The following is a 12,169-nucleotide window of genomic DNA, read 5'->3' on the forward strand; positions in this document are numbered from 1 at the left end:
ATCTTTCGATAAAAACGAAGCACTAACGTAAGATGAGTATAGTCTGACTAACAAAAGACCCTATTTATCTTCTTTTTTCATAAACTTCTCCAACACTCTTCTCCTGTCTCCCGGATTTCCTTCCAGGTACTTCAACACCCCTCTTTTCACAAATTTCCGCACATCTTTTTTCAGGGCCGGCATGTCCAGTTTATCCTTACTACGTCCTGCATAAGTCAGCGGTTCTCCCTTTACTGCAGCAAACAGCACAAGCATTTTCCCGATCCGCTTTTTATTGACTTTCAGCTCTACGCCTTCTTTTTCACCTACTTCCAGAAAGGCATCTTCCAGCCCTTTTAACACCCCATCCACCAGTGAGCCATGCCCTTTGGTACTTTCATTGTTGGCGAAGGAACGAATATATGGTGCAGGATGAACCGTATAGATATGATGATATCTCAGAATAACATGTAAGATATAACCGTTGATAGCTGTTTTCAGTTCTATGGGTAACCAGGCATTCATACTGCCATAGTCGTGTTTATCGAGCAGGTCATTAAACAGTTCGGAGATGCCCGTTCTGAAATAAAACACATTGCGCTGCAATTCTCCCCGGTTATCCACACTGATTATTTTCAGTCCGGCGTTCAGATAGGCCAGCTGTTGCAGCATGATATTCATGGGAATATAGGCCACCTGGTTATTTCTGAAGATGTTTTCTTCCAGCTGGAAGTCCACTTTAATGCCATTCGGCGCCCCATCAGCAGGATGCGTTTCCATTTCGTATATGCCAGCGTGAGAGGTCACGGAATGTATTTCTCCATCTACAACCACACGCACCAATACAAAACGGGCGATCGCTATGAGTAATGCAATTTTGAAATTCTTACCGGAGGATATTTCCTGCAAAAAGGCGACCTCATGTAATAGCTCATCAACCGGCGCACCTGAAATAACCACACTCACAAAGCTATCGGGATTGAACGTGATCTCTATGGTGGATAACCCTGTTACATCTTCAAGATAATCGGTGATCAGCATTTTCATCAGGCGTCTGATACCATAGCTGTTTACCGAACCCAGGTACATCACCGGTCGGTTACGGATCGATTCAATAACAGGAAGAGAGGGCCGTCCATTCATATTTTTCTGCTTTACGTTCTGCAAAGTAATGCAATCATTTCACACCACCAGTTTGCTGCTACAGGGGAGTTACGGGAATTCCCTCACCCTGTCATTAGTTTAAATTATTTGTCAATACATAACCCATTATAATATGTCAATAAAACTTGTTAACATTCTGCGAGTAGCGTAATTTTATAAGCAGATACAACACCCCAAAAACCAGCTATTCCTCCCATACGCTGCAAACATTATTCTAACAGTAAAATCAGTAACCTCATGGACCCCGTGACCGCAATATCCGAAACACCTCCTGCTACAGCCCTGTGTGAAGAGGCCATCAATGAGAATCTGTCCAAAGGACTACCTGTCAATGAAGAAGACTACGCTGTTATCGTGGGCGTCAGTCACTATATAAGTCTTGCACCACTGGATGCCCCCGTTACAGACGCCTGCCGGCTGAGAAACTGGCTGATCAAAGCCGATGGCGGCAATATGCATCCCAAACACGTATTCTTCATTCCATCTGCTGCGGGCAGCAATACGCCTGACCAGCTGGCCATTGACAAGGCATTATCTGACATCATCCAGATGGCGACAGCCAAACCTGCACGCCGGCTGTATTTTTACTTCTCCGGTCATGGCTTTGGGTCTAACTGGGAGGTAAATGGTATGTGTCTGCCAATCTGGTCACCCAGTTTCTACAACGCAGCCCTCTCTTCCAAAGCTTATCTGGATTTACTGGTAGAGCAGGACCTGTTCCAGGAAGTATATTTCTTTCTCGACTGTTGTCGTGACAGGAAGATCAACACCAAACCATTGCATTCTATGCTGGGTGGTGAACGCCCCGGTGGCGCCAATACCATGGCGGTTGTGTTATATGCCTCAGAATACGAAAATCCTGCCTGGGAGGGTATGATGAACAACAATGGCAATCTGCAGGTACATGGCTATTTCTCCCGTGCATTGATGGAAGCATTGAATGGTGGCGCCGTCAATAACAACGGCGATATCACGATCACCAGTTTTATTGATTACGTCCGTGAAAAGACAGAGTCATATGCACAGGAACGCAACCAGACACAAACAGTGCGCTCCGATATCAGGAACAACAAAAACGGACTGAACTATGTGTTCCACCGAACCGGCAGAGTACCTGGCACTGTGCTAACGATCTCATTCAAATCCGCAGGAGATATTACACTGGACGGACCGGACCTGAATAACATCAAATCAGGCGCTGTACAGGCAGGCGATTCCTGGCTGGTACCACTTGGCAAAGGATACCACCAGATCACCAATAAAACGACCCGGTCTTCCGCATTCATCACCATAGATGGTACACTTAAAACCATGAATTATGACTTCTGAGACGCCCACTTACAGACTGACCGTCTCCGCCGTTGGCGTAATGTCAGATTTTGCACATCTCACGGTATACAACGGCTTTCTGGAAGATATCGCCAGAGGATATGAGCAACTGGAGCTGGAGCTGAAACCTGGCTTATACAGCATCACGCTTAAACTGGATGGGAATATCATCAAAGAACACGTACGCCTGACGCAGGATATGGATTTCCAGATACCTACACCTCCTGTATATGCCTCGCTGGTGGCGGATAACTTCAAGTCCTCCCACGAATATTATGCAATCAATGCACATAAATACAGCCTTGAACCTACTGTGGAAAATGCACCAGAGGAAGGAGGGTCGATCTTTCTCTTTTTCCGGTATACGGATGTGGAGAAAAGGAGAGAACTGAATAACGAACAGCAATCTCCCGGACAGGGATTCTCCCTACTCGATGCTGGCCGGAATGTCATTTATAAACTGGAAGGGAATAACATCAAAGAAGATACAGACGCTGGATGGCTGGCTTTTCATGCGGTATTACCGGAAGGCACTTACTACCTCCATTACACCGGCCATCAATGCAGGACAGGCGTTGCGGAAGATCAGGATCTGCCCGCGCGGGAAATACCCATCCAGGTATTTAAAAGCAGCAGTAAGCAAAAAGGTTCGTCTGATGAATACTGGCAGACGCAGGTCTTTCTCACGTTTGGTTACGGGCCGATCTTTCCGTCAATGAGTATCTTCATTGCACCACGCAAACAGGGCTTTGTGAATAACGATGAAGGTAACTATCGCATTGATGGTCTGCGGCATAAGTTCCATAACGGTGTGTATATCCTGCCGGAGAAAGTACTACTCGAATTTGAACAGGGGCAATGGACGTCTCCCATGAAAGGCTTACTAGCCGCTTATGTCTATTTCAGTAGTCCGGAACAGGATAATGAAGCATTATTCCGGAATGTTACAGAAGATATCCCCATCCTGCTGGGTCAGGATACACCAGATGTAAAAGCCTTACAGATCATGGCCGCCCAGTACTATCACGAACCGATACCACCGATCTCTTTGAATGCACCCTGTATGTTCCTCGCTGGTATCCGGGCGATTATCAGAGCTTCTATCAAAGCACCGGATGTTATTGTGGATGATAGTCTGCTGGAAGACATTACCGACAAACTATACAACGATATGGTCTGGACGTCCTATCAGCCGGCGCCACTTCCTGCACCGATCCTGGAATCCATGACAACATCACAAAGTGAATCTGCAGCCAGTATTTTTAGTGTAGTAGAAAAGATCATCGGTAATGAAAAATCACCGGAGGAAATCGGCGAGCGATTATTACAATCGCAGACGGTCAGTACGCTGCTGTATTACATCGACAAACTGGATCACGAACTGGATGTCAATGACCTGGCTACCCGTTTACAGATTCCTCCGAATGTGGTCCGCAAAACAGTACAGCATATTCTCGATTTTTCTGAAAGCATCAAAGATGCAGAAAGTAAGCCGGAACAATTCACACTCCGCAATATCAACAAACTGAAAAACATCCAGTAATACATCTCCCCATGACACCACAGAGCTACGCACTACATATCGGACTTAATGCCGTTAATCCCGGCAGTTATGAAGGCTGGAACGGCGAATTATTCGCCTGTGAGAATGATGCGGCTGTATACCGGTCCATCGCCGAAAAAGCCGGTTTCCGGCAGATCTACTCTTTACTGACAAAAGAAGCGACGGCTGTAAACGTATTGCAACACCTGCAAACAGCTGCCGGACAATTAGCAGCAGGCGATATCTTTCTGATGACCTATTCCGGTCATGGCGGCGTATTGGCAGATACCAATAAAGACGAGACGAACAACTTCGGCGAAATGGATGGCTTTGATGAAACCTGGTGCCTGTATGACCGGCAACTGATAGACGACGAACTATTTGCCTGTTTCGGTCAGTTCAAAGAGGGGGTACGCATTCTTCTTTTTTCGGACAGCTGTCACTCGGGATCTGTTGCCAAAAACACTGCTCCTGTGAATAATAATGCGCCTGTAGATCCCGCGACTTACACCCGGGCCAGATTCGCGCCCCTGGGCACATTGATACGTACGTATAACGCTCATAAAGCGGAATATGACAGTATACAGGCGCCCCTCAATACGCGACCGGAAGACATCAAAGCATACGTTGTTCAATTTGGCGCCTGTCAGGACGACGAATTAGCGATGGAAGTCTGGGGGAATGGTAAGTTTACTGCTAAGCTGCAAAAGGTCCTTAATGAGCCTGTAAATAGCTATAACGAGCTATTCTCTGCTATTAAAAGAGGGTTTTCCGCCGAACAGCATCCCAACCTGTTTCATTATGGTAATAAAACCTACGAATTTCTATCACAGGCACCGTTCTCTATTGCATCAAATGCGGATGTAAAAGCGGAATAGGATTACTGCTGATGGAAGGTAAGGCGGACTGTCAGACCATTCTTACTTTCAATCTCCAGCTGACCATCCAGTTGCGCGGCAAATGTCTGTATCAGTCTTATACCCAGGGATTTTCCTTCTGCGAAGTTGACGTCAGCAGGAAGTCCTTTTCCATTATCCGCAATAACCAGCAATAGCTTTGCATCACCGATATAATCCAGCGAGATGGAAATACTACCTGCTTTCCCATTTGGAAAGGCGTATTTAATGGCATTTGTGACCACTTCACTCAGGATCAGGCCCATAGGCACCGCCTGCGAGACATCCATCTCTACCGGTGCAACATGCAGATCGAAAAAGATACGGACAACTCCCCGATAGCTGTCTTCGAGGTAGTGTACCAGTTCGTGGATATAAGAGGGCATGCTGACAAGACTGAGGTATTCAGACTGATATAGTTTCTGATGGATCAGTGAGATAGACTGCATACGATGGGCGCTGTCTTTAATAGCGGCCAGTGCTGCCTCGCTTTCCAGGAAATTGGATTGTGTATTCAGCAGACTCATAACGATCTGCAGGTTATTCTTTACCCGGTGATGTACCTCTTTGACCAGCCATTCCTTTTCTTCCACTAATCTTTGCAGGGAGCTGTTTTTATCTGTAATCTCTTTTTGTTTGATCGCCAGGGCCTGGATACTCCGCTGCTTTAAACGATACCGGTTCACACTTAGTAATAACAATAACACCAGCAGAATAATACTACCGAACGTGACACGTTTCAACAGGTTGGATTGTTTGATCTGCTTCTGTTGCATCCGGCTTTGCTGACGCAAGGCTGCGATGTCTTTCTCTTTCTGACTGGTTTCATATTTCACCTGTATTTCTTCCAGCTCTTTCACGTGTGTGGCACTGTAGATAGAGTCGCTTAACAGCTGGTAGGCACGCAGGTGATGGATTGCGGATGCATTTCTGTTGAGGATGGAGTCTGCCTGAAACAACATCAGGTGCATATCCTTCACCATTGTCACCGGCGTACGGCCGGGTGTAATGGATAAAGCTGTATCCAGATAGATAGCAGCCTGCTGGTATTGTTTTCGTTCGAGGTAGAACTTTCCAACGGAATAATAGGTGATGGCGGAGATCTCATTACCCAGACGGGTACGGCTTTCCCAATACAGCATTTGATGATAATATTGCTCCGCTTTCCTGTATTGCCCCATCTCTGTATAACAGGCAGCAAACGCACCTGCCACCAGCTCCTTGTTGAGACTATGTACCGGCGGGAAATACTTCATGGTACGATGCAGCATAGCCAATGCTTCGGCCGTCTTTCCCAGTTTGATCAGTTCTTTGGTCAGGAAATAGTTGATCCTGGATACCGGTCCTTTATCAAAATTACGTTCATAGACTGTCAGTGCTTTCCGGTACCATTCAATGCTCCGGGTAGGATCGTTCAGTTGACTGTATATCGATCCTATTTTCTCATAGGTCATGCCTGCCATGGAGCTGTCTCCGGATTCATCGATCGCCTGCACACAGGCCAGTCCGTAGCCCAGGGCTTTGTTCAGATTACTTCTGAACAGGCTGATATCCATTAACTGGATGTAGTTGCGCGGAAGGTACTTATCTCCCTGTGCTCTTTCCATCTCCAGGACCTTCAGCAAACCCGCTTCTGCCAGCTGTAATTTACCCTGACGACGATACACTTCAGCCCTGGCGCCCCATACCCATATCTGCCGGGGAATATCCCTCAGGCGGATATAGATCAGCAGGGCGTTGGTCATGTATTCCGCCTTTTCAGTAAAGGTGCTGTCATGATCCGGGATACGATACCCCAGATCGATCCACCAATCAGCTTCGTCCAGGTAATTATGTTCAGTATGTAATTCATTGATAATACCCAGGTACATTTCTTTACCGGCCCTGATATTATGTGATTCGAAGTAATGTCTTCCCAACAGGCGGGTGCTCTCACGTCTACCCTTTATGTATCCGATCTTCCGGCTCTCATAAAATGCCTGCCGGAACCAGATACCGGCAGTATCCATATCTGCTTTATTACTGTAAGGCCGTTCCAGGTAGCTGATGCCCACCAGCATTTGCGCATGTACAACAAACACTTTATCAGTTGAAATGCGGATCAAGTCCACCACTTGCGTAAGTTGTCGTCCTTCCAGTAAAGCCTTTACCCCCAGCAAACGGGCTTCCATATACCCGTTCTGATAATGAATACGCTGTGCCAGTTCCTTTGCCCTACTGGACAACAGAAGTGCAGTATCCAGTTGAACCCGCAGCTTCTCCGGCATCCAGACATAATGTTGTCCCTGCTCGATCATCAGATCGACCAGATTACTGTCCTGTGCTGCACTATTGATCAGCGCCCAACGTTCCTGAATAGATATTTCTTTTTTGAGTCGTGGCTGCGCTCCTGCATTCAAACATAACAGTAAGGGGAAAAACAGGCAGATAATACTCCTGGCAATGCTCATTTTGGTTGATTACCTTACAAAGATGATTAAGATTTTTTGATCTTCCTACTGTAAATAAAAATCCGGAAGCCCTGTCAACCAGGACTTCCGGATCATCAATCATTTATAATCAGGTTATCTCTTCGCTTTGAATTCTGAGCCTTCTTTCCATTGCGGGAACTTATCCTCATTGGATAAGGTTACACCCACATCAAAGAGGAAGCGTACATCTTCCACCATACCAGATAACTCCCAACTGGGATCCAGCTGATCGAACGGAGAGTGATAATGATCACGGCCATACATGGCGGCATGATCCGGCGCCCAGGTAGAGTCATGGTTCAGCGACTGATTACCGCTACCCGGATACAATGCAGGGATACCCACTTTGGCGAAATTGAAGTGGTCAGAGCGGAAGAACCATCCACCGGAAGGGTTGGCTTCAGGTATGAGGAACCGACCTTGTTTTTCAGCTGCTTTTGCGGCATAGTCATCCAGGTCAGACTGTCCCTTTCCGATAATGGTAATATCTTTTGTGCGACCAAAGAAGTTCAGTACATCCATGTTGATATCAGCAACGGTGGATTTGATCGGGAAGATGGGATGTGTCGCATAATATTCTGATCCCAGCAGCCCCTGTTCTTCGCCGGTCAAAGCCAGGAATAATACAGACCGTTTAGGCGGATGCTGCAGCTTTTTGAAAGCGGAGGCCAGTTGCAGCAGGGCTGATACACCGGAAGCATTATCAAGTGCACCGTTGTAGATCGTATCACCTTTTACGGCTTCGCCTACACCCAGGTGATCCCAGTGAGCGGAATAAATGATGTATTCATTCTTCCGGTCGGTACCCGGCAGCAGGGCGGCCACATTGTGAGAGACTGATTTACGCGTCTTGTTATGCAGGGTCAGGGAAGCGGTGACACCTAAGGATACCGGCTTGAATCCAGGGCGTTTTGCCTGATTGATAATTGTATCAGATACGCCTGCCAGCTGGAACAGTTTCTTTGCAGATTCCTGGGTGAGCCATCCTTCGATAGCGGCGCGACTCATATTATTATCAGCCGTTTGCAGATCCAGTTTGGGTTTTGACCAGCCACTACGTACGACAGTCCAGCCATAACTGGCGGGTAACACATCATGAATAATGAGGATACCGGCGGCACCCTGACGGGCAGCTTCTTCAAATTTGTAGGTCCAGCGGCCATAATAGGTCATGGTGCGGGTCTTTCCTTTGAACAGGGTACTGTCATAGAAGCCCGGATCATTCACCATTACCACAACGGTCTTACCTTTTACATCGAGCCCCGCATAGTCATTCCAGTTATATTCCGGAGCGACGATACCGAACCCGGCAAAGATCATTTCGGAGTTATTAATAGATACCTGGTCCTGTACACGCTTGGTGCCGGCTACGTACTGATCCAGGTAGGACAGTTTCAGGTCGCCGTTTTTCCCCTTGAGCCGGAGATCACCATCCGGGTTAGACTGGATTTCCACCATGGGGACATCCTGCAGGTAACTGGTACCGTTACCCGGTTCCAGACCAATTTCCTTAAATCGTTTTTCCAGATAGGCGAGGGTCTTCTCTTCGCCGATGGTAAAGGGTTTACGACCCTGAAATTCGTCGGAGGCCAGTACGGAAATGTCACGTACCAGACCGGCGGAGTCAATGGCTTTAATGGCGGTTGAGTCGTCTTCCCGGCCCGCCTGCTTTGTGCCTGTATTACAGGCGGCGGCCAGCGTAGCCAGGAGTAAAAGAGAACGCAGGTCTTTCATGAGCAAGTTGTATTTCCTCTAAAGATATTAAATTCATGAAAGGTCCTACCCGCTGATGTTCTCTCTTTGCGTAAATAATTATATGTTTGCCGACCACACACCCCTCCCTAAATCTAAACTGTATGCAATATTTCGGAGAACGATTAAAAGCCGCACGTAAAATTAAAGGCTGGTCCCTGCAGGACCTGGCCAACCAGACCGCCAATTCCATTACCAAACAGGCGCTGAGCAAATATGAAGCTGATGTAATGCATCCCTCCCGTAAGATCTTATTGTTGTTATCAGCGGCATTGGGGGTAAAACCAGGTTACTTTGAAGGACAACCGGCATTCAGACTGCCGGATTTTGAATTTCCGCGTAAAGGGAACGTACCATCTAAACAGATCGACAGTATTAAGGAGAAGGTAAAAGGCGTACTGGAACGTTATCTGCAGGCAGAATCCCTGCTCAACATGCCGGTTAGATTCAACAATCCACTCAAGACCTTTCCGGTAGCGGATGAGACAGCAGCGGCTGCAATTGCTGTCAGGCTACTGGACAAATGGGACCTGGGCAGAGGCCCCATTCACAACATTACGGGGATGCTGGAAGAAAAGTCCATCCGCGTTATTGAAGTAGATGCACCTGTTACATTCGACGCCCTGGGCGCATGGATTGACAAGGTACCGCTGATCGTACTACATCAGGACCGGCTGGCTGACATCAAGCGTTACCATGCATTGTATGAATTAGGTCAGCTGTTGCTGACTGTTCCTGCGACTGCTGACAAGGACAGGATCTGCCAGACCTTTGCGGCCGCGATGCTGCTTCCGGGCGACACACTGGAATCGCTGCTTGGCGCTAAAAGGACGGCTATTGCGCCTGGAGAACTGATCTGCATCAAGGAGCAGTATGGTCTTCCCATGCAGGTGATCATGAGGCATGCCATCTTCAAAGACATCATTGATCGTAAAGAGACAGGGGCATTCTTCCGCATGATCACGGAAAACAAAGACGAAGCGGGCCTGGGCTGTTACACCGGACAGGAAAAGACCGGCCGTTTCGACAGAATGGTCCGCAGACTGATGGCGGAAGAAGTCATTCCTGCCCAGAAAGCGGAGGCACTGACCGGCATACCGGAAGAAGCGCTGAAAAGGCAACTGGAAGTATTTGCGGGGGTATCCTGAGTACCGTAATTTTTTATGGAAAAAGCCTTTTACGTAGTACGTAAAAGGCTTTTTCCATTTCATATCGTGCTCCTACGGGAAAATCCCCCTCTCCCAAAACCGCTTATTTCCCATTGTCTGAGGCCTCGCTACGGGACTACATTTGTATCGTACAAACGCCCCATCACCTTAATCCTTACGATCATGGACCCCGCATTACTTACACATCACCTGGAACTGATTGACAAAAAGATTGTCAGGAAAATAATTGCCACTGCCGCAAAAGATCATTTGATACCTGTTCATCCCAAACCAGCCAGCTCCGAATCTAACCCCAATAAGTACACCCGCAACAGAAAAGCGCCCCGGTAGTATCCGGAGCGCTTTCCCTTGTGTATGTGGGCTATTACTACGCGTTGTTAATGTCCAGCTATAGCTGACACTGCCTTTTCTTCGGCATGCGCATGATGTACTTTCCGGTGATGCTGTTTGTTGTGTTTTGCAGCTCTCTTCTCTTTCTTTCCCTTATTCCACCATACCAGGAACCCGGTAACAGGTAAACTGGCGCAGATCAGGCTTGCAAAGAAGGCAAGGATCTTACCCGGTAATCCGGCAATCGCACCTACATGGATATCATAGTTCATACCGATCAGTTTCTCACCGGCATTTCTGTCCTTCGAAGTTTCCCGTAACAGCAATTGACCTGTTGTTTTATCAAATTGCAGGTCATCCCGGTCATAGTAGGTTTCTTTTCCCCAGTATACGGACATCCGTATTGTCGCCTTACTGGCCGGAGGCGTTGCCCGTATGCCGATACGTCTGGCTTCCGGGAACTGCTTTACCGCGGTGGCATAGGCAATATCCAGCGGATTGACATTGGCCAGTGGCAACGCCAGGGTATCGGAGAACACCTCTTTATGCTTTGGCGGAGTCACGCTACGTGAGGCGACCACATAAACGGTGGTCTGGAACCATTTAAAGGCCCATACCATTCCTGTCAGCGCGAGTACGAGGGCTATCGCCATGGCATAGAACCCTAATACGTTATGGAGGTCGTAATTGACACGTTTGAAGTTGCCCGACCATTTGATCTTAAAGCTCTGTTCGCGGGCTTTTTTCGACCATTTCTTAGGCCACCAGAGTATGAGTCCGGTAATGAGCAGGATAACGAATATGAAGGTGCTCCAGCCTACGATCGGCTGACCATACTTATCATTGAGGAGCAGGCTCCAGTGCAGATATTTTATGATGACGAAGAAATCTTTCTTCAGGTCACGTACGGCTGTTACCTGACCGGTATATGGATTGACATATGCCGTTTTATAATACGCGGTGGTACCAAAGAGGGTCAGGGCATTTTCATCGCCATCCTTGTAGGTAATGAACTCCCATGCACGATCCGGCTGACGGTAGGTAAAAGTGCTCAATACCGGAAAATCCTTTCCAAGAGCAGCCTGGGCCTTTTCCTGTAATACACTTAAGGGAAGAGCGGGTTGTTCTTTTGGGGTGACGAACAGGATATCATGATGCACCCATTCGCTGATCTCTTTCTGGAATACAAAGATACAGCCGGTGAGCGCGACGATAAATACAACAATCCCGGATGCAAGTCCAAGCCAGAGGTGTAACCAGGCATTGAGCTTTTTTCTCCAGGATGGGCCTTTTTTCTTGCCGTTTGCTTGCGTATTGTTCCCCATGGTGGCAGACAAAATGTTTAAGAAATGGATTGCTTCCGTACGGTAGGGGCCGGTCACATCAGTCGCATAGGGTCTCCTTACCGATTTAAGGGACAAAAGTCGGGGAGCTAAAATGGAAAAACCAGACGAAAAGGGAATTTGACTTACGCAAAACGGAAAAATAAAAATTGAACACTGGTAGTGAGGCTGCAGTACCGTTCTATAATTTGGT

At 47.5% G+C, this 12,169-nt stretch carries 9 protein-coding genes; 5 read left to right on the forward strand and 4 right to left on the reverse strand.

What is annotated here, in order from left to right:
* Positions 1-60: 60 nt before the first annotated feature.
* On the reverse strand, positions 61-1,122 hold the full coding sequence (locus BMZ72_RS22930; RefSeq protein WP_143087754.1) for a DNA topoisomerase subunit B: 1,062 nt from the start codon (positions 1,120-1,122) through the stop codon (positions 61-63).
* Between the two features lie 258 nt (positions 1,123-1,380).
* On the opposite strand from BMZ72_RS22930, the gene BMZ72_RS22935 reads away from it, so the two are divergent.
* Genes BMZ72_RS22935 through BMZ72_RS22945 form a run of 3 tightly spaced genes read left to right on the forward strand, consistent with a single transcriptional unit; the run spans position 1,381 to position 4,893 of the window.
* Entirely contained in the window at positions 1,381-2,472 is a 1,092-nt protein-coding gene (locus tag BMZ72_RS22935) for a caspase family protein (protein WP_089812032.1), read from the forward strand.
* Entirely contained in the window at positions 2,462-4,015 is a 1,554-nt protein-coding gene (locus tag BMZ72_RS22940) for a hypothetical protein (RefSeq protein ID WP_089812033.1), read from the forward strand. Before BMZ72_RS22935 ends, BMZ72_RS22940 begins: the two co-directional genes overlap by 11 nt.
* An 11-nt stretch (positions 4,016-4,026) precedes the next feature.
* Positions 4,027-4,893 (forward strand): caspase family protein, encoded by an 867-nt coding sequence (locus tag BMZ72_RS22945; protein ID WP_089812034.1) that lies wholly within the window; start codon positions 4,027-4,029, stop codon positions 4,891-4,893.
* Positions 4,894-4,895: 2 nt separating this feature from the next.
* On the opposite strand, the gene BMZ72_RS22950 is transcribed toward BMZ72_RS22945, so the two are convergent.
* Positions 4,896-7,361 carry a tetratricopeptide repeat-containing sensor histidine kinase gene (locus BMZ72_RS22950; protein WP_089812035.1) on the reverse strand — a complete coding sequence of 822 codons (2,466 nt, stop codon included), beginning with the start codon at positions 7,359-7,361 and terminating at the stop codon, positions 4,896-4,898.
* A gap of 114 nt (positions 7,362-7,475) precedes the next feature.
* Positions 7,476-9,116: a M28 family metallopeptidase gene (locus tag BMZ72_RS22955; protein ID WP_089812036.1), complete on the reverse strand. Its 1,641-nt coding sequence runs from the start codon at positions 9,114-9,116 to the stop codon at positions 7,476-7,478.
* A gap of 122 nt (positions 9,117-9,238) precedes the next feature.
* Here BMZ72_RS22955 and BMZ72_RS22960 point away from each other — a divergent pair, with 122 nt between their 5' ends.
* Together BMZ72_RS22960 and BMZ72_RS36635 are read left to right on the forward strand one after the other, a co-directional pair.
* On the forward strand, positions 9,239-10,282 hold the full coding sequence (locus BMZ72_RS22960) for a helix-turn-helix domain-containing protein (protein WP_089812037.1): 1,044 nt from the start codon (positions 9,239-9,241) through the stop codon (positions 10,280-10,282).
* Positions 10,283-10,465: 183 nt separating this feature from the next.
* Entirely contained in the window at positions 10,466-10,633 is a 168-nt protein-coding gene (locus tag BMZ72_RS36635) for a hypothetical protein (protein WP_177222903.1), read from the forward strand.
* A 47-nt stretch (positions 10,634-10,680) separates the two neighbouring features.
* Here BMZ72_RS36635 and BMZ72_RS22965 read toward each other — a convergent pair whose 3' ends face one another.
* Positions 10,681-11,958 carry a PepSY-associated TM helix domain-containing protein gene (locus BMZ72_RS22965; RefSeq protein ID WP_089812038.1) on the reverse strand — a complete coding sequence of 426 codons (1,278 nt, stop codon included), beginning with the start codon at positions 11,956-11,958 and terminating at the stop codon, positions 10,681-10,683.
* Positions 11,959-12,169 lie beyond the last annotated feature (211 nt).

This window comes from Chitinophaga sp. YR627, from assembly GCF_900114995.1.
Classification (GTDB): Bacteria; Bacteroidota; Bacteroidia; order Chitinophagales; family Chitinophagaceae; genus Chitinophaga.

Excerpts from the sequence above, each read along its gene's own strand:
- BMZ72_RS22930 (WP_143087754.1), bottom strand. The coding sequence starts at position 1,122 with ATGAATGGACGGCCCTCTCTTCCTGTTATTGAATCGATCCGTAACCGA.
- BMZ72_RS22935 (WP_089812032.1), top strand. The coding sequence starts at position 1,381 with ATGGACCCCGTGACCGCAATATCCGAAACACCTCCTGCTACAGCCCTG.
- BMZ72_RS22940 (WP_089812033.1), top strand. The coding sequence starts at position 2,462 with ATGACTTCTGAGACGCCCACTTACAGACTGACCGTCTCCGCCGTTGGC.
- BMZ72_RS22945 (WP_089812034.1), top strand. The coding sequence starts at position 4,027 with ATGACACCACAGAGCTACGCACTACATATCGGACTTAATGCCGTTAAT.
- BMZ72_RS22950 (WP_089812035.1), bottom strand. The coding sequence starts at position 7,361 with ATGAGCATTGCCAGGAGTATTATCTGCCTGTTTTTCCCCTTACTGTTA.
- BMZ72_RS22955 (WP_089812036.1), bottom strand. The coding sequence starts at position 9,116 with ATGAAAGACCTGCGTTCTCTTTTACTCCTGGCTACGCTGGCCGCCGCC.
- BMZ72_RS22960 (WP_089812037.1), top strand. The coding sequence starts at position 9,239 with ATGCAATATTTCGGAGAACGATTAAAAGCCGCACGTAAAATTAAAGGC.
- BMZ72_RS36635 (WP_177222903.1), top strand. The coding sequence starts at position 10,466 with ATGGACCCCGCATTACTTACACATCACCTGGAACTGATTGACAAAAAG.
- BMZ72_RS22965 (WP_089812038.1), bottom strand. The coding sequence starts at position 11,958 with ATGGGGAACAATACGCAAGCAAACGGCAAGAAAAAAGGCCCATCCTGG.